Origin of the sequence: Pectobacterium aquaticum (assembly GCF_003382565.3) — a bacterium.
GTDB lineage: Bacteria > Pseudomonadota > Gammaproteobacteria > Enterobacterales > Enterobacteriaceae > Pectobacterium > Pectobacterium aquaticum.
Genome location: NZ_CP086253.1, coordinates 1,558,666 through 1,576,077, shown reverse-complemented (window position 1 = coordinate 1,576,077; position 17,412 = coordinate 1,558,666). Strand labels below are relative to the sequence as shown.

The following is a 17,412-nucleotide window of genomic DNA, read 5'->3' as shown; positions in this document are numbered from 1 at the left end:
CGCCCCCTACCATATCGCACCATCCAACGAGTACACAACCATATAGTGCAGATGCGCAATCATTTGCAGCGAAAGCGATAATCATTCTTCAAAAGGTACTATAGGAGGAGTACATTAAGCAGGTTATGCTATTCCGTCTGGGAATATGCGCTCTCTGCAAAAGGTTCGTACTATTTATGTCTCCGATTGAAAAATCCAAGAAGCTGGAGAACGTATGCTATGACATCCGTGGCCCAGTCTTAAAGGAAGCCAAGCGGCTTGAAGAAGAAGGTAATAAAGTCCTTAAACTGAATATTGGCAACCCTGCCCCTTTCGGCTTCGAGGCACCGGACGAAATTCTGGTCGATGTCATCCGTAACCTGCCAACGGCACAGGGCTATTGTGATTCCAAAGGCCTCTATTCCGCTCGCAAAGCCATTGTTCAGCACTATCAGGCGCGGGATATGCGCGATATGACGGTTGAAGACGTCTATATCGGTAACGGTGTTTCCGAACTCATCGTGCAATCCATGCAGGCTCTGCTTAACCCAGGCGATGAAATGCTGGTACCTGCACCGGACTACCCGCTTTGGACCGCGGCAGTTTCCCTGTCTAACGGCAATGCCGTTCACTATCTCTGCGATGAATCCTCCGATTGGTTCCCCGATCTGGATGATATCCGTAAAAAAATCACGGCCAATACGCGCGGTATTGTCATCATTAACCCTAATAATCCAACGGGTGCGGTCTACAGCAAAGCGCTGCTGCTGGATATCGTGGCAATTGCACGCGAACACAACCTGATCATTTTCGCCGACGAAATTTACGACAAAATTCTGTATGACGATGCGCAGCACCACTCGATTGCAGCACTCGCCCCAGATCTGCTGACCGTCACGTTTAATGGCCTGTCCAAGACGTATCGTGTGGCAGGTTTCCGTCAAGGTTGGATGGTACTGAACGGTCCGAAAAAACACGCCAAAGGGTATATTGAAGGGCTGGAAATGCTGGCTTCCATGCGTTTGTGTGCCAACGTGCCAATGCAGCATGCGATTCAAACCGCCTTGGGCGGCTATCAAAGCATCAGTGAGTTTATTCAACCCGGTGGACGCCTGTACGAACAGCGCAACCGCTCTTGGGAATTGATCAATCAGATCCCTGGCGTGTCATGCGTAAAACCACGTGGCGCGCTTTATATGTTCCCACGCATTGATGCCAAACGCTTTAATATCCACGACGACCAAAAACTGGTGCTGGATCTCCTGTTACAGGAAAAAGTGTTGCTGGTTCAGGGAACTGCATTTAACTGGCCTTACCCAGACCATGTACGTATCGTCACGCTACCGCGTATTGATGAACTGGACATGGCGATCCACAAATTAGGGCGTTTCCTTGGGCACTATCACCAATAGCCCAGCACCGCTCTTCGCCGGGCAGTCATCGCCCGGCGAAAACCTGACCTTCGTTTGCATAACCCCCAGCAAGTGCCCACAATAGACGCCCACGATATCGTTATTTCACCGTGCTGTTGTCTGAGAGATCGCCATGAATCAGAGCCACTTTTTCGCCCATTTATCTCGTCTAAAACTCATCAGCCGTTGGCCGCTCATGCGCAATGTGCGCACGGAAAACGTCTCCGAGCACAGTCTTCAGGTCGCCTTCGTCGCGCATGCACTGGCGGTCATCAAAAACCGCAAGTTCGACGGTAACCTGAACGCAGAACGCATCGCGCTGCTGGCGATGTACCATGATGCCAGCGAGGTGCTGACCGGTGACATGCCGACGCCCATCAAGTACTACAACGCGCAGATCGCACATGAGTACAAGAAGATAGAGAAGATTGCACAGCAGAAACTGATTGAGATGTTGCCGGAAGAGTTGCAGCAGGATTATCGCATGCTGCTGGATGATAACTACACCAGCGAAGAAGAACGCCTCATCGTTAAACAGGCAGACGCGCTCTGCGCCTACCTGAAATGTCTGGAAGAATTATCGGCAGGCAACGCAGAATTCACGCTTGCCAAAGCGCGGTTAGAAAAAACATTGCAGTTGCGCCACAGCCCGGAAATGGACTATTTCATGACGGTGTTCGTTCCCAGTTTCAGCCTGTCGCTCGACGAAATCAGCCAGGATTCGCCGCTATAGCGGGCGTCCGCTATAACGGAAAAACACCGTCAGAATGGATACAGCCACGGCACCATCACCACGCTGACTAACATCACCAGCACGGTAAAAGGGACGCCAATGCGCACAAAGTCCCCGAATTTATAGCCGCCCGGCCCCAGAACCAACGTATTCACTGGTGACGACACCGGGGTCATAAAGGCGGCAGAAGCTGCAATTGCGATGATCATCGCAAAGGGATAAGGCGACACCCCCATCTGCTTCGCTGCGGCAATCGCAATCGGTGCCATCAGCACCGCCGTCGCCGTGTTGGAAATAAACAGGCCGATCACGGCACACAGTATGAACAAGCACACCAGCATCACATGCGGCCCAGCGTTCCCGGCAACATCCATCAACCCGTTAACAATGAGTGCGACACCACCCGTTTGCTGCAACGCCAGCGCAAACGGCATCATCCCGACGATAAGAATAATACTCGGCCAATGAATGGCTCGATAAGCACTTTCCATGTCGATGCAGCGGAATTTCCCCATCAGCAAACAAGCAATCAGCGCGGCAATCGCATTCGGTATTTCATCCGTCAGCATCATCGCCACCATCAGTGCCAGACAAAACAGCGCATGGGGTGCCTGACTCACCGCAGGCGCAACATCATCCACTTCGGCAGGGAGATTAAGCAAAAGGAAATCGTTTTTCTGCGTGTGCAGTTGTCGAATCATGCGCCAGTCACCCATCACCAGCAGAATATCACCGAGTTGGAGCCGTTCATCGGCAAGGATACCGTCCATTGCTTCACCTGACCGGCGAATCCCCACGACACTTAGGCCATAGCGGCTTCGAAACCCGACGTCGTACAGCGTTTTCCCCAACAATTCGGAATCAGGGATCAACGAGACTTCCGCCATTCCCACATCACGCGCCTGCTCAGAAAAATACTCACCGCGCAGCACCATCGGTTCAAGGCGCTGCGTGGTGAAAAATTCGCGTAAGTCCACCTCAGAGGCCGACATGTCGATCAGTAAGACATCATTCAGGCGAAGTTCGGTATTGCCCGCCACGCTGATCATCACACGGCGAAATTTACGCCAGCGCTCAATTCCCACCACGTTCGCCCCGAAGCGCTGACGCAGGCGTAAATCATCAAGACGATGGCCGATAAAAGGCGATCCTGGGCGAATCGCCAGCCGACGTGCCCTGCCCGTCAGCCGGTAATCACGAATCAGATCGCGAAACGTTCTTCTCTTCCACATCTCTTTTGCTGTTGCCGTCTCGGCATTGCCAAGCCAGTAACGCGCCACCATCATATACGCCACGCCCAGCAGCAATACCACCATCCCTATCGGCGTCACGCTGAAAAAACCAAAGCCCGCAACACCGTCACGCATCAGCTCACTGCTCACCACCATATTCGGCGGCGTTGCGACCAACGTCATCATGCCGCTAATCAATCCGGCAAAACTCAGCGGCATCATCAGCCTTCCGGGGGAAATTTTCATCCGAGAGGAAACACTCAGTACCACGGGAATAAAAATCGCGACAACGCCGGTGGAGCTCATAAAAGCCCCTAGCAACGCAACGGTAACCATCAGTAAGATCAACATCTTCATCTCACTGCTGCCCGCCACCCGAACCAGCCAATCACCGACTTGATAAGCCACGCCAGTACGAACCAACCCTTCACCAATCACAAACAGGGCAGCAATCAATATCACGTTAGGATCGCTGAACCCCAACAACGCTTCAGATAGCGTCAGTGTGCCACTCAGTACAAACGCAATAATGACCAACAGCGCGACGACGTCCATGCGTAATTTATTGGTGGTAAACAACACAATGGCGATCAGCAACAGGGATAAAACCCAGAGAAGTTCGCTATTCAAAACGGTTCCCCTGACAGAAAAATGCATATTGAGAGGTGGTGGTTCAGCATGCCATAAAAAATGCAGGCGCATTTTTCAACACCGCGCAGCGGTGGCCCAAAGGGTGGCAGACGTTGGTATCCCCTAAATAATTCGAGTTGCAGGAAGGCGGCAATCGCACGAATCCCCAGGAGCTTACACAAGTAAGTGACTGGGGTGAGTAAGAAAAGCCAACGCACATGCAGCTTGAAGTATGACGGGTATAGTCTGCCATAAAAAAACCTCGCGGATGCGAGGTCTGATCATATTTATTTACAATTTTGTCATGATGTTACAGACCACCTACTGGCGCAGAAGCACCTCAACGCCGTTCGGTAATGGTTCTATTTCTATCTGCTCCAACGAATCAAGGATCAGATCGACCTGATCCAGTTTCGGCGTATCCGCAGGTGCCTTCACCGCAATGACCTTGCAGCCAGCAGCTAGGCCAGATAACACACCCGCTGGTGCATCCTCAACGACGACACACTCTTCCGGCTTCAGCCCTAGCTGCTGTGCGCCAAGTAAATAGGCATCAGGGTGAGGTTTACCTTTGGCAACCTGCTCCGCGGTAATAAAGGCACGAGGAGCGGGCAGTTCTCCATGATGATGACGGGCGCTAGCAATCGGCACCGTGCCGGATGTCACAATCGCCCAGGGAATCTCCAGTGCATCCAAACGTTCCAACAGCACCTTCGCCCCTGGCATGGCAACAATGCCCTGCGTATCAGAGGCTTCTGTTTTCTCCAGTGCATCAAACTCTTGTTGAATCGTTTCTTCGCTCTGTCCCTGAAGAAAGTGACGCAGGGAGGTGATTGCCTGCTTGCCATGAATAAAATCTAGCACTTCCTGTGGTTCAATATCGTGATTTTTTGCCCAGTTAATCCACGCACGTTCTACGGCAGGCAGTGAATCAACCAGCGTACCATCGAGGTCGAACAGAAAACCTTTACACTCCACAGAAAGCCCCTTTGTCATTAATCAGGCGTTGATGATCTGTGCGATCTCAACCGCACTTAAGTGATACTGGCGCGGGCAGGATTGCCAGACAGCCAGCATTCTGTTGTATTTTTCCCACATTTTTGTCTGAGCGTTAAACCCATGCGTACCTGCATCAAAGTGGGGATAGCGACCTTCGACATGTACCATAAAGCGTACAAAGCCGAGGTAACGCGCTTCCGTTGCGGCATCAAAGCCTAGGAAGGTCAGGCGACGCTCATCCAAATCCTGCTTATCTTTCAGATTGGTCCACGACACCTGCAAGGCATGATGCATTTCCATGATGTTAATAATGGTGCGGCAAACCTCTTCAGTCAGCTCACCAAACTCACGGTCCAGTTCGCGCATCTGCAAACCATAACCACGCTCGATAATGGTTTGTAACCGGCGATAGCGCTCAGCATTGTCGGGATCGAGCATCGTCATCATTTTATATTGATTTGAAAGGATCAATCTCTGGGCATTTGTCATTTCCATGTTGCTCTCCTGAACCCTTTTTGGGGTAAGCCAATATCGCTAAATAGGTATTTACCCCAGAATCGCATACTGAATCGTGTCACGGTAGCGGTAGCCACCGCTTCTTTGATTTGAAACAGGGGAAAGAACAAAATAGCCATCAACCCGCACACAGCCTGACGCCGATCACAAATCATCCAGGAAGGTTTTATCAAGCTGGTTAAACGCACGTTTCAGCACATCCGCCAACGCTTGGTAAGTTGGCGCTTCTTCCAAGGGTGCTAATGCCAGTCCTGACTCCAATAGCTTATGGCGAATCTCATGGAACCACTGTGCCAGCGTCGGCGGCAAAGGCGTCACAGAACGGCGACCCAGCCACCAGAGCCCCTGTAACGGCAGGCTACAGGCAAACAGCGCGGTGGCGATGGCTGGGCCGAGCTGCCCATCGAGCGCAATCTGCCACGTTAAGGTAAACACCGCCAGCGGCGGCATAATGCGGATACCGAACCGCGTCGCTCGCGCCACGCGATTTTCAGGAAATACGGTCGCCAGCCGCTTATCTGCTGGCCACGTTTTCATGTAATGCTGCCCACATTGGAGTAGCTGTAGCCAACTAATTCTACTGTCTGGTTTCGTCGCCATAGCCACACCTCAACTTTACAGATAAAAAATAAAACTTTTGCACAAATCAACAACTCAAGTTGATAAGGTTAAAATATATTTTGTGTTTAGCCTGCGCTATCGGTATCCTAGATCGGCCTTTTGGCCGCTGTATACCTAAAGTAGTATGACTACACGCAGGGAGTATAATTCCTTCGCGACATAAGCGCAGCCAACGGCCATAACGCGGTTATCCATCGCTTTAAAAGCTGCGGTTTACATCAGGTCGATGTCACGTTGTTGTAGAGATTAGTTATATCGATTAATTGTTGTATCGATTATCCGATATAACCTACGGCATCATATCGACCCTATTTCATCATCGTGTCTGGTGTATCACACCAAGGTATGATGTTAATCATAAATGCCAGCGGCGGCATGCGATACGCTATATGCCCTGATGACATTTTTTTAACCATGTATAACAAGTAGGTACTTCCATGTCGAGTAAGTTAGTACTGGTTCTTAACTGCGGTAGTTCATCACTGAAATTCGCGATCATCGATGCGATTAACGGAGAAGAGTACCTGTCTGGTTTAGCCGAATGTTTCAACCTGCCTGAAGCCCGCATCAAATGGAAAATGGACGGCGGTAAACACGACGCCGAACTGGGTGCCGGTGCAGCTCACAGCGAAGCGCTGAACTTCATCGTCAATACCATTCTGTCTCAGAAACCGGAGTTGTCAGCTCAACTGGTTGCTATTGGTCACCGTATCGTTCACGGCGGTGAGAAGTTCACCCAATCCGCGATCATCACTGATGATGTTCTTCAGGGTATCAAAGATTCCGTACCTTTTGCACCTCTGCACAACCCAGCTCACCTGATCGGTATCGACGAAGCACTGAAATCTTTCCCGCACCTGGCTGATAAGAACGTCGCTGTTTTCGACACCGCATTCCACCAGAGCATGCCGGAAGAATCCTACCTTTATGCACTGCCGTACAAATTGTATAAAGAAAACCACATCCGCCGTTATGGCGCACACGGTACTAGCCACTACTTTGTTTCTCGTGAAGCCGCTAAAGTGCTGAACAAACCTGTAGAAGAGCTGAACGTCATCACTTGCCATCTCGGCAACGGCGGTTCCGTTACTGCAATCCGTAACGGCCAATGCGTTGACACCTCTATGGGTCTGACGCCGCTGGAAGGTCTGGTGATGGGTACGCGTAGTGGCGATATCGATCCGGCGATCATTTTCCACCTGCATGACTCAATGGGCATGAGTGTTGATGCTATCAACAAAATGCTGACCAAAGAATCTGGTCTGTTGGGCCTGACTGAAGTGACCAGCGACTGCCGCTACGTTGAAGATAACTACGAGACGAAAACAGACGCTAAACGTGCAATGGACGTTTACTGCCACCGTCTGGCTAAGTACATCGGTTCTTACACTGCCCTGATGGAAGGTCGTCTGGACGCAGTGATTTTCACCGGTGGTATCGGTGAAAACGCAGCGATGGTGCGCGAACTGACGCTGAAAAAACTGGGTCTGCTGGGCTTTGACGTCGACCACGAGCGCAACCTGGCCGCACGCTTCGGTAAAGGTGGCAACATCGCTAAAGATGGCACCCGCGCGGCGCTGGTTATCCCGACCAATGAAGAGTTGGTCATCGCCGAAGACGCTTACCGTCTGACCGCGTAAAACACGTAACTCCCAACACCGTCAGCCAAGGCTGACGGTGTTGTTTTTGACTAACGAGCAACCGTAAAGAGGTTCGGCCGTGTCCCGTATAATCATGTTGATCCCAACTGGCACCAGCGTTGGTCTGACAAGCGTCAGCCTGGGTGTCATCCGCTCCATGGAACAGAAAGGCGTTCGCCTGAGCGTGTTCAAACCTATCGCCCAGCCGCGCAGTGGCGACAATACGCCAGATCAAACGACTACCATTATTCGTGCTAATTCCGCCATCAGCGCAGCCGAGCCGCTGGCGATGAGCCGCGTTGAAGCGCTGCTGAGCTCCAACCAACAAGACGTGCTGATGGAAGAGATCATCGCGCGCTACCACGAAAATACCAAAGACGCTGAGGTCGTTCTGGTTGAAGGTCTGGTTCCTACCCGTAAGCATCAGTTTGCTAACGCGTTGAACTATGAAATCGCCAAAACGCTGAACGCAGAAATCGTCTTCGTACTGGCGCTGGGTAACGATTCCCCGGCACAGTTGAAAGATCGCATCGAATTGGCGCGTTCCAGCTTCGGTGGTAGCAAAAACAAAAACATCACAGGCGTGATCATCAACAAACTGAATGCGCCAGTAGACGAGCAGGGACGTACTCGCCCTGACCTGTCTGAAATCTTTGATGATTCCACGAAAGCCAGCGTTGCCAACATCGATCCGAAACAGCTGTTCGCTAACAGCCCGCTGCCGGTTCTGGGCTGCATCCCGTGGAGCTTTGACCTGATTGCTACGCGCGCCATCGATATGGCGAAGCACCTGAATGCGCGTATCGTCAACGAAGGTGACATTCAGACGCGCCGCGTTAAGTCTGTCACCTTCTGCGCACGCAGCATCCCTCACATGTTGGAACATTTCCGTCCAGGCTCACTGCTGGTGACCTCCGCTGACCGCCCTGATGTTCTGGTTGCTGCCTGTCTGGCTGCCATGAATGGCGTGGAAATCGGTGCCCTGCTGCTGACTGGCGGCTATGAAATGGATCCAAGCATTGCCAAATTGTGCGAACGTGCCTTCCAAACTGGCCTGCCGGTATTTATGGTCGACACCAATACCTGGCAGACGTCACTCAGCCTGCAAAGCTTCAACCTTGAAGTACCGCCTGATGACCGTCAACGTGTTGAGAAAGTGCAGGAATATGTTGCACGCCACATCGACACCCAGTGGATCGATTCACTGAGCGCAGAATCTGAGCGTTCACGTCGTCTGTCTCCGCCAGCGTTCCGCTATCAGCTTACCGAACTGGCGCGTAAAGCAGGCAAACGTATCGTCCTGCCAGAAGGTGATGAACCACGTACCGTTAAAGCAGCGTCTATCTGTGCTGAACGCGGTATTGCTCACTGTGTGCTGATCGGTAACCCAGAAGAGATTCAACGTGTTGCTGCCGCTCAGGGCGTAGAGCTGGGCAAAGGCATCGAAATCGTCGATCCAATTGTTGTGCGTGAGCGCTATGTTGCGCGTCTGGTTGAGCTGCGTAAGAGTAAGGGCATGACCGAAGTGGTTGCGCGCGAACAGCTCGAAGACAACGTGGTTCTGGGTACGTTGATGCTGGAACAGGGTGAAGTTGACGGTCTGGTTTCTGGTGCCGTTCATACCACCGCTAACACCATCCGTCCACCGTTGCAACTGATCAAAACAGCACCGGGCAGCTCGTTGGTATCGTCTGTGTTCTTTATGCTGCTGCCTGAGCAGGTTCTGGTTTACGGCGACTGCGCCATCAACCCAGACCCAACGGCAGAGCAATTGGCTGAAATTGCTATCCAGTCTGCTGATTCCGCTACCGCCTTCGGTATCGACCCACGCGTTGCGATGATCTCTTACTCTACCGGTAATTCCGGTGCAGGTAGCGATGTTGAGAAAGTGCGTGAAGCAACGCGTCTGGCTCAGGAAAAACGTCCTGATCTGGTCATCGATGGTCCGCTGCAGTACGACGCCGCTATTATGGCTGACGTTGCACAGTCCAAAGCGCCGAACTCACCCGTTGCAGGTAAAGCCACCGTGTTCATCTTCCCTGACCTGAACACTGGTAACACCACGTACAAAGCGGTACAACGTTCTGCAGACCTGATCTCCATCGGGCCAATGCTGCAAGGCATGCGCAAACCAGTTAACGACCTGTCTCGTGGCGCACTGGTAGACGACATCGTTTACACCGTTGCCTTGACCGCCATTCAAGCTACACAGCTCTAATCATCTTCTGATGACGTTAAATGCCAGCCTTCGGGCTGGCATTTTTTATTTGGAAGGAGAACAAGAAAAGATGCCACAGCGGAAAACAGCGGCGTCAGGCAGGAACGGGTTATTTCTGCGAACCCATTTCCGATGGAGCAACGACGTTACCGTCATTTTCATCATGAACCTCTTTATGACTCACAACAGGTGTCGCAGCGGCCTCGACGGCTACATTCGGCTGGCGTGAAATCGGCTTGCCGTATTCCTGATCGCTATGGCGCGTCAGCCACAGCGACAGGGCTTTCAGCGAGTCCGGCGTAAATTCATCGCAGCGTGCGGTGATTTCTTGCGGCGTCAGCCAACTGACCTCATCAACCTCTTCTTCCTGTAGCGCAAACGGCCCGTGGGTGACGCAGCTAAACAGCCCGCCCCATACCCGGCAATTTTCGCCTTCGTAATAGAACAAGCCGTGCTCTGCGAACGGCACGCCCGCAATGCCAAGCTCCTCTTCCGCTTCACGACGTGCGGATTCCAGCATCTGCTCACCGCTTTGCACTACGCCGCCAGCGGTCGCATCCAGCCAGCTAGGGTAGAAGTCTTTTATCTTGGTCCGGCGCTGCACCAAAATTTTACCCATTCCATCATGCACAACAATGTAAGTAGCACGATGACGAAGACTCTGCGCACGCATCTGCTGACGACTTGACTGAGCAATTACCTCGTTGTTTTCATTGACGATATCAACCCACTCTGTGCCTGCTGCCTGACTTTGTTCCGCCATCCTCTGAAACCCTTTAGTATTGGCACGTTGCTACGCGCGTCTGTTTTAAATGATCGAACTTTGCTGTGATATTCCCTGCTGCCTTGCCGTTATTCAAGGTCAAAAACAGGATATATACTCTAAATAATTCGAGTTGCAGGCAGGCGGCAAGAGAGGGAGTCCCGATGAGCTTACTCAAGTAAGTGATTCGGGTGACTGAACGCAGCCAACGCACATGCAGCTTGAAGTATGACGAGTATACGCTAAATTAGTGCCTAATCGTGACCCGTGCAATAGGTTCGCCGCCGTGTAACGGCAGAACTCGCAGCTCGTCTTGTTCCAGTAAACCGTAGCTCGCGGCGTATCCCCCTTTCGGCAAGCTCGCTGAGCCGGGATTGAAAAAATAATATTCACCGCGTTGCTCAGCAACTGGGATATGGGTATGACCATATACCAATACATCCCCCGCGTGTAGCGGCGGCAGATTATCAGGATGATAAAGATGACCGTGTGTCAGGAAAAGGCGATTCTGCGGCAATAGCACATGTTGCCAGGGTGCCGTCATCGGAAAGGTCAACAGCATCTGATCCACCTCGCTGTCGCAGTTCCCTCGCACGGCAATGATGCGTGATGCATAGGCGTTCAACCGGACAGCCACTTCCGCAGGCTGATATTTTTCCGGCAGCGGATTGCGCGGGCCGTGATTGAGAAAATCGCCCAGCAAAATAAGCCAGTCGGCCTGACTCTGCTCAAAGATTTCCAGCACGCGCTCCGTCGCGCTGAGAGAACCGTGTATATCGGACGCAAACATTAACTTCATCGTTATCTCCACAACGTCTATATCAACCATGCTAGACCTACAACGCCCGCATCGTTTATCGGTCGTAGTCTACCAAAGTTGGCAACACGCTTCCGGTAAAGATCGTATAACGAGGTGCGCCATCGTTTATTTTTCACTCGCAGAAGTGGTAGGGTAAGAGCCCGTTCCTCAATACGCTATTCTGACAGCGCATCGCTCTCTGAAGCGATCAACTGCCATACAGTCCATGATGTTTTTCTGAATTAAAACGGAGACTTGATTCATGATTGACCTGTATTACGCACCAACCCCTAACGGGCACAAGATCACCCTGTTTCTGGAAGAAGCTAATCTCCCCTACCATATCCACCGCGTGAATATCAGCAAAGGCGAACAGTTCAAACCGGAGTTTTTGGCTATCTCGCCTAACAACAAAATCCCCGCGATTGTCGATACGCAGCCCGAGAAAGGCGATACGCCAATTAGCCTGTTTGAATCTGGTGCGATTCTGCTCTATCTGGCGGAAAAGCACGGCGTGCTATTGAGCACGTCATTACGTGAGCGTACGGCCACACTACAGTGGCTGTTCTGGCAGGTCGCGGGTTTCGGGCCAATGCTGGGGCAGAATCATCATTTTAACCACTATGCGCCTCAGCCAGTGCCTTACGCCATTGAACGCTATCAGCAGGAGACGCAGCGCCTGTATCGCGTGCTGGATAAACATCTGCAAGACAGCCCTTGGCTAGCAGGAGAAAATTACAGCATTGCCGATATCGCAACCTACCCGTGGGTGGTTTCTTATGCCCGCCAGCGCGTCGACCTCGATGACTACCCAGCGGTGAAGACGTGGTATACGCGTATCAATGAGCGCCCGGCAACACAGCGAGCTTACCAGCTCGCCGAGCAATAAAATTCTGGCATCATCTCATTCGGCCTTTGGGTATCTTCTGCTATGGTAATCAACATATTGTCGTTAACGATACCCCCTGACGCTGCGGCTTAGCCGCAGTAACAGAAGCAACCGAGGGCCGAGCAATGCCACATCACTATTCTGACGCCATTATTCGTATAAAAAATCTGCGGCTGCGCACCTTCATCGGTATCAAAGATGAGGAAATCACGAATAAGCAGGATGTGATCATCAACGTTGTGATTCACTACCCAGCAGAACAGGCGCGCAACAGCGAAAATATTGCCGATGCGCTGAACTACCGCACCATCACCAAAAACATTATTCGCCACGTGGAAGATAACCGCTTCGCTTTGCTGGAAAAATTAACGCAGGATGTGCTCAACATCGCCAGCGAGCACGAATGGATCACCTATGCTGAAGTAGAAGTAGATAAACCGTTTGCCCTGCGATACGCCGATTCGGTTTCCATGACCCTGCGTTATCACAAGGCATAAAGATAGGGAGAGGGGTGCGATGCAACTACTCATAACAGGCGGAACCGGCCTTATTGGCCGCCATCTTATTCAGCGATTACAACTGCTTTCCCATGACATTACAGTGCTGACACGCGATCCTGAGCGCGCCCGAGGCGTTCTCGGCAATCAGGTGGAATATTGGTCCACACTGAGTAATGTCACCTCACTGAACGACTTTGACGGCGTCATCAATTTGGCGGGCGAACCTATCGCCGACAAACGGTGGACGCCACAGCAAAAACAGCGTCTGGCAAAGAGCCGCTGGAACATCACCGAACAGCTTGCCACGCTGATAAAGGCCAGCAGTGAGCCGCCAGCGGTTTTTATCTCGGGATCCGCTGTCGGGTATTATGGCGATCAGGGAGAAGCGCTGGTCACGGAAGATGAATCCCCAGCCGATGAATTCACACACTACCTATGTGCCCGCTGGGAAGCGTTGGCCCAGTCTGCCGAAAGCGATAAAACCCGCGTCTGCCTGTTGCGCACTGGCATTGTTCTTTCTGCACAAGGAGGCGCGTTGGCAAAAATGCTGCCGATTTTTCGCCTCGGGCTTGGCGGGCCGATGGGTTCCGGTAAGCAATATATGCCGTGGATTCATATTGATGACCTGGTTAACGGCATTATCTATTTGCTGGATCAGCCGATATTGAGCGGCCCCTTCAATATGGTTGCGCCCTATCCGGTTCATAATGAACAATTTTCCGCCATGCTGGCACATGTGTTGGATCGTCCAGGCTTTCTACGAGCACCTGCTTTCGCGATCAAACTACTAATGGGGGAAGCCTCGACGCTAGTACTGGGTGGACAGCGCGCCATCCCAAAGAAATTAGAAGCCGCAGGCTTTGGTTTCCGTTTCTTTGAGCTGGAAGAAGCCCTGCAGGACGTCATCAAAAAGCCGAGCTGATAACTATCCATCTCAGGTTACTGGTAGCCTTTTCGCAGAACGAGAACGATGATAATGGGATAGAAGAGTAAAGCGTCCGCGCCAAGGATGGCGCGGCTCGAGCGTACAGGGATGTATTCACAGCGTCTTTACGATCTACCCATTATCATCGCTCAATGCACATCATCAGCCCCAAAATCTACTTCAATGCCCCTGACAAAAACTGCTGCAAACGTGCACTTTTCGGGTTACCGAAAAGCTGATCCGGTGGCCCTTCTTCTTCGATCACGCCTTGATGCAGAAAGATAACGTGGCTCGAAACATGGCGGGCAAACTCCATTTCATGCGTCACCACCACCATCGTTTTCCCTTCTTCCGCAAGCTGCTGCATGATGCGCAACACCTCGCCGACCAGTTCGGGATCGAGCGCTGACGTAGGCTCATCAAACAACAAGACTTCCGGCTCCATCGCCAGCGCCCGTGCAATGGAAACACGCTGCTGTTGGCCACCAGAGAGATCCGACGGATATTTCTGTTGAGCAGCATCCGTAATCCCGACCTTGTTCAGGTAGAACACCGCACGCTCACGCGCTTCCGCTTTACTGAGTCCTAACACCTGAACCGGCGCTTCCATCACGTTTTCCAACGCCGTCATGAAGCTCCACAGGTTAAAGTGCTGAAATACCATCGTCAGGCGCGTCCGCAGCATCTGAAGCTGCTTTTTATCAAAAACTTTCAGCTGTCCGTCAGTATCACGCACCATGCGAATTTCCTGATCGCTGACGTAAATCGCCCCTTCACAGGGTTTTTCCAGAAAATTAATACAGCGCAGTAAGGTACTTTTCCCCGAACCGGACGATCCAATAATCGAAATAACGTCACCCGCTTTCGCCTGTAGTGAGATCCCTTTAAGCACCTCATGCTGGCCATAGCGTTTACGCAGTTCCGTCACCATCAATTTGTTATTCGACATACTCTTTTTTCCTGCGTCTAATGAGATGAACGGGTATAAAGATGACGTAACCAGCACCGTTCCGCCTTTCTGAACAGTCCAATTAACACAAACGAGATCGCCAAATAGATGACTGCCGCGATGCCAAACGCATAAAACGGCTGGTAGGTTGCCGCGTTAATATCACGAGCAATCTTCAGAATATCCGGTACCGTTACGGTAAAGGCCAGCGCCGTTGAATGCAGCATCAAAATCACTTCGTTGCTGTAGGCAGGCAACGCAATACGCAGTGCACTCGGCAAAATAATGCAGCGATACTGCTTAAAGCGGGAGAAGCCGTATGCTCTGGCCGCTTCAATTTCCCCATGAGGTACCGCGCGGATTGCCCCCGCGAAAATCTCCGTCGTGTACGCACAGGTATTCAGTGCCAGCGCCAAAATGGCGCAATTTAGCCCGCTGCGGAAAAAGGCATTCAGCATGTCGGTGCCGCGCACAATCTCCAGGCTATACACGCCGGAATAGAACACCAGAAGCTGTACGTAGAGCGGCGTGCCGCGGAACACATAGGTGAATAGCCAAACCGGAAAGCTGAATCGGCGTCGTGGCGATACGCGGGCAATCGCCAGCGGCAGCGCCATCAGCCCGCCGATAACCACCGAGGAAATGAGCAGCCAGAGTGTCATCGCCAGCCCCGTCAGGCGGTAGCCATCGCTCCACAGGAGCGGCTGCCAATATTGTTGCAGGATCTCACTCATAATTTATTTTTTTGACTCCCTGCGAATAGTGCCTTTCCAGCCACCACAACACACCGTTAGAAATGGTGGTAAAAATCAGGTACATCGCCCCAGCAACCAGCGCAAAATAAAACGGTTCGTGTGTGCCCTTGCCAGCCAGTTGCGTCGCCTTAATCACATCGTTCAGGCCAAGCAGTGACACCAGCGCCGTCGCTTTCAGGATCACCTGCCAGTTGTTACCGATGCCCGGTAGCGCAAAGCGCATCATGGAAGGAAACAGAATACGGCGGAACACCTTCATGGGAGAGAACCCAAACGCGACGGCAGCTTCGATTTGCCCACGCGGCACGGCAAGATAGGCACCACGAAAGGTTTCCGTGAAATACGCGCCGTAAATAAAGCCCAGTGTAATAATCCCGGCAGTCAACGGATCGATGTCAATCTGATCCAGACCGAGCGATTCCGTCACGCCATTTAAGACAATTTGCAGACCATAGAAAATCAGCAGCATCAGTACCAGATCGGGAATGCCGCGAATCAGCGTGGTATAGCAGGAAAAACACCCCGCCAGCAGACGGTTGGAAGACAGCTTCGCCGATGCACCAATCAGGCCGATAGCCAGCGCCAGCAGTAACGAACTCGCGGCCAGCTCCAGCGTCATGATGGCACCATCCAGAATTAGCTGGGAATAGCCATAGAGCATCAATGATATCCGTTGAAATAGCGGTTAATGGCACGCTGCGTCATCAATCAGGAATACGGCACGAGAGGAACGATCCCGTGCCGCATGCCCTACGATCCCGCTACACATGTGATAAAGAAATGAGCGTCACAGTGGCGACATTAGCCGCCGTAGACGTCAAAATCGAAGTATTTCTTCGCGAAGGTATCGTAGGTACCGTCTTTACGCATTTCTTCAAAGGCTTTATCCAGCGCGGCCTTCAACTCAGTATCCGCTTTACGCAAGCCCATACCCGTTCCCACACCGAAGAATTTGTCATCTTTTACCGCCGGGCCGGCAAACTCATAGCCCTTACCCGCGTCCAATTTCAGGAAACCTTCACTTGCGGCGACTTCATCCTGAAAGGCTGCATCAATACGGCCTGCGGCCAGATCGGCATAAATCAGATCCTGATTTTGGTAAGCGACAACGTCAACGCCTTTAGGCTGCCAGTTAGCATTAGCAAAGGCTTCCTGTGTTGATGCCTGCAATACGCCAACACGTTTGCCGCCCAGAGAAGCCAACGTGGGTTCAATGCTCGCCCCTTTCTTCGCAATCAGGCGTGAATTGGCTGCATACAGCTTCTCAGTGAAGGCAATTTCCTGCTGGCGTTTTTCGGTGATGGACAGAGAAGAGATGATGGCATCGATTTTTTTAGCTTTAAGGGACGGAATTAACGCATCAAAGTCGCTTTCTACAAACGTACAGTTAGCCTGAATACGCTTGCACAGCTCTTTCGCCAGATCGATATCAAACCCAACCAGTTCACCGCTGGCGTTTTTGGATTCAAAGGGAGCATAGGTAGGATCGGTACCAATTTTAATATTCTTAGGAATCTCCGCCATCGCGCTACCCGCCGCCAGAATGAGTGCCAACGGCAAGACTTTGATCAGTTTCTTCATATTGCTACCTTTATCATGAGTGATTGATGTCATGTGTCGTCAATGTCGGAACGATTTATCGATTTATTGCTTTAAAAATGAACGATATGAGTGCTATTTGTTTTCTACGCCGACTATTACCGTTTTTGTAGCAGTTTTCATGCCACAATGAACGCAGAGACGTCGTAAAAAAACCATGAGCGAAGCGCACAGAAAATAATAGTTAACCGTTTGATTATAAAATATTTTCAGAGGATTTTTTTTGCACATAGTAATAACAATAGATAACATT

General features: G+C 51.6%; 17 protein-coding genes. 7 read left to right on the top strand and 10 right to left on the bottom strand.

Translation table 11 applies throughout. The features are described 5' to 3' along the window. Positions 1-176: 176 nt before the first annotated feature. On the top strand, positions 177-1,391 hold the full coding sequence (locus DMB82_RS07375; RefSeq protein ID WP_102117723.1) for a pyridoxal phosphate-dependent aminotransferase: 1,215 nt from the start codon (positions 177-179) through the stop codon (positions 1,389-1,391). A gap of 133 nt (positions 1,392-1,524) precedes the next feature. Beyond that, a complete protein-coding gene (gene yfbR, locus DMB82_RS07370) occupies positions 1,525-2,124 on the top strand; it encodes a 5'-deoxynucleotidase (protein WP_116156196.1) in 600 nt (199 codons plus the stop codon). 29 nt (positions 2,125-2,153) lie between these two features. On the opposite strand, the gene DMB82_RS07365 is transcribed toward yfbR, so the two are convergent. From DMB82_RS07365 to yfbV, 4 genes are all read right to left on the bottom strand, one after another. Continuing rightward, positions 2,154-3,986 carry an SLC13 family permease gene (locus DMB82_RS07365; RefSeq protein WP_102117721.1) on the bottom strand — a complete coding sequence of 611 codons (1,833 nt, stop codon included), beginning with the start codon at positions 3,984-3,986 and terminating at the stop codon, positions 2,154-2,156. 321 nt (positions 3,987-4,307) lie between these two features. Beyond that, a complete protein-coding gene (locus tag DMB82_RS07360; RefSeq protein ID WP_102117720.1) occupies positions 4,308-4,964 on the bottom strand; it encodes a sugar phosphatase in 657 nt (218 codons plus the stop codon). 21 nt (positions 4,965-4,985) lie between these two features. Further along, entirely contained in the window at positions 4,986-5,480 is a 495-nt protein-coding gene (locus DMB82_RS07355) for a YfbU family protein (RefSeq protein WP_010295396.1), read from the bottom strand. Between the two features lie 165 nt (positions 5,481-5,645). Then, complete coding sequence (gene yfbV / locus DMB82_RS07350) at positions 5,646-6,101, bottom strand: terminus macrodomain insulation protein YfbV (RefSeq protein ID WP_116162631.1); 456 nt, start codon at positions 6,099-6,101, stop codon at positions 5,646-5,648. A gap of 458 nt (positions 6,102-6,559) precedes the next feature. Between yfbV and ackA the strand changes: the two genes are divergently transcribed. Together ackA and pta are read left to right on the top strand one after the other, a co-directional pair. Then, complete coding sequence (ackA, locus tag DMB82_RS07345) at positions 6,560-7,762, top strand: acetate kinase (protein WP_102117718.1); 1,203 nt, start codon at positions 6,560-6,562, stop codon at positions 7,760-7,762. 79 nt (positions 7,763-7,841) lie between these two features. Next, entirely contained in the window at positions 7,842-9,980 is a 2,139-nt protein-coding gene (gene pta, locus DMB82_RS07340; RefSeq protein ID WP_102117717.1) for a phosphate acetyltransferase, read from the top strand. Between the two features lie 109 nt (positions 9,981-10,089). Here the strand turns inward: pta and yfcD are convergent, their stop codons facing one another. Both yfcD and yfcE read right to left on the bottom strand, forming a co-directional pair. Further along, on the bottom strand, positions 10,090-10,743 hold the full coding sequence (gene yfcD / locus DMB82_RS07335) for an NUDIX hydrolase YfcD (RefSeq protein ID WP_116162633.1): 654 nt from the start codon (positions 10,741-10,743) through the stop codon (positions 10,090-10,092). Between the two features lie 247 nt (positions 10,744-10,990). Further along, a complete protein-coding gene (gene yfcE / locus DMB82_RS07330; RefSeq protein WP_102117715.1) occupies positions 10,991-11,542 on the bottom strand; it encodes a phosphodiesterase in 552 nt (183 codons plus the stop codon). 262 nt (positions 11,543-11,804) lie between these two features. Here yfcE and yfcG point away from each other — a divergent pair, with 262 nt between their 5' ends. The 3 genes from yfcG to DMB82_RS07315 all read left to right on the top strand — a co-directional run bounded on the left by yfcG (position 11,805) and on the right by DMB82_RS07315 (position 13,853). Then, entirely contained in the window at positions 11,805-12,431 is a 627-nt protein-coding gene (gene yfcG, locus DMB82_RS07325) for a GSH-dependent disulfide bond oxidoreductase (RefSeq protein ID WP_116162635.1), read from the top strand. A 125-nt stretch (positions 12,432-12,556) separates the two neighbouring features. Continuing rightward, positions 12,557-12,928 carry a dihydroneopterin triphosphate 2'-epimerase gene (folX, locus tag DMB82_RS07320; RefSeq protein WP_010295415.1) on the top strand — a complete coding sequence of 124 codons (372 nt, stop codon included), beginning with the start codon at positions 12,557-12,559 and terminating at the stop codon, positions 12,926-12,928. 19 nt (positions 12,929-12,947) lie between these two features. Further along, positions 12,948-13,853 (top strand): TIGR01777 family oxidoreductase, encoded by a 906-nt coding sequence (locus DMB82_RS07315; protein ID WP_102117713.1) that lies wholly within the window; start codon positions 12,948-12,950, stop codon positions 13,851-13,853. 178 nt (positions 13,854-14,031) lie between these two features. On the opposite strand, the gene hisP is transcribed toward DMB82_RS07315, so the two are convergent. From hisP to DMB82_RS07295, 4 genes are all read right to left on the bottom strand, one after another. Beyond that, positions 14,032-14,805 carry a histidine ABC transporter ATP-binding protein HisP gene (gene hisP / locus DMB82_RS07310; RefSeq protein WP_116162637.1) on the bottom strand — a complete coding sequence of 258 codons (774 nt, stop codon included), beginning with the start codon at positions 14,803-14,805 and terminating at the stop codon, positions 14,032-14,034. Between the two features lie 17 nt (positions 14,806-14,822). Then, positions 14,823-15,539 carry an ABC transporter permease gene (locus DMB82_RS07305; protein ID WP_116162639.1) on the bottom strand — a complete coding sequence of 239 codons (717 nt, stop codon included), beginning with the start codon at positions 15,537-15,539 and terminating at the stop codon, positions 14,823-14,825. Then, positions 15,532-16,221, bottom strand: a complete 690-nt coding sequence (locus DMB82_RS07300; RefSeq protein ID WP_102117710.1) for a histidine ABC transporter permease HisQ — start codon at positions 16,219-16,221, stop codon at positions 15,532-15,534. The genes DMB82_RS07305 and DMB82_RS07300 overlap by 8 nt, the downstream gene beginning before the upstream one ends. A gap of 140 nt (positions 16,222-16,361) precedes the next feature. Next, a complete protein-coding gene (locus DMB82_RS07295) occupies positions 16,362-17,141 on the bottom strand; it encodes a lysine/arginine/ornithine ABC transporter substrate-binding protein (RefSeq protein WP_102117709.1) in 780 nt (259 codons plus the stop codon). Positions 17,142-17,412 lie beyond the last annotated feature (271 nt).

Excerpts from the sequence above, each read along its gene's own strand:
- yfcD (WP_116162633.1), bottom strand. The coding sequence starts at position 10,743 with ATGGCGGAACAAAGTCAGGCAGCAGGCACAGAGTGGGTTGATATCGTC.
- hisP (WP_116162637.1), bottom strand. The coding sequence starts at position 14,805 with ATGTCGAATAACAAATTGATGGTGACGGAACTGCGTAAACGCTATGGC.
- yfcE (WP_102117715.1), bottom strand. The coding sequence starts at position 11,542 with ATGAAGTTAATGTTTGCGTCCGATATACACGGTTCTCTCAGCGCGACG.
- DMB82_RS07295 (WP_102117709.1), bottom strand. The coding sequence starts at position 17,141 with ATGAAGAAACTGATCAAAGTCTTGCCGTTGGCACTCATTCTGGCGGCG.
- DMB82_RS07305 (WP_116162639.1), bottom strand. The coding sequence starts at position 15,539 with ATGAGTGAGATCCTGCAACAATATTGGCAGCCGCTCCTGTGGAGCGAT.
- ackA (WP_102117718.1), top strand. The coding sequence starts at position 6,560 with ATGTCGAGTAAGTTAGTACTGGTTCTTAACTGCGGTAGTTCATCACTG.
- yfcG (WP_116162635.1), top strand. The coding sequence starts at position 11,805 with ATGATTGACCTGTATTACGCACCAACCCCTAACGGGCACAAGATCACC.
- DMB82_RS07355 (WP_010295396.1), bottom strand. The coding sequence starts at position 5,480 with ATGGAAATGACAAATGCCCAGAGATTGATCCTTTCAAATCAATATAAA.
- yfbV (WP_116162631.1), bottom strand. The coding sequence starts at position 6,101 with ATGGCGACGAAACCAGACAGTAGAATTAGTTGGCTACAGCTACTCCAA.
- yfbR (WP_116156196.1), top strand. The coding sequence starts at position 1,525 with ATGAATCAGAGCCACTTTTTCGCCCATTTATCTCGTCTAAAACTCATC.
- DMB82_RS07375 (WP_102117723.1), top strand. The coding sequence starts at position 177 with ATGTCTCCGATTGAAAAATCCAAGAAGCTGGAGAACGTATGCTATGAC.
- folX (WP_010295415.1), top strand. The coding sequence starts at position 12,557 with ATGCCACATCACTATTCTGACGCCATTATTCGTATAAAAAATCTGCGG.
- DMB82_RS07300 (WP_102117710.1), bottom strand. The coding sequence starts at position 16,221 with ATGCTCTATGGCTATTCCCAGCTAATTCTGGATGGTGCCATCATGACG.
- DMB82_RS07315 (WP_102117713.1), top strand. The coding sequence starts at position 12,948 with ATGCAACTACTCATAACAGGCGGAACCGGCCTTATTGGCCGCCATCTT.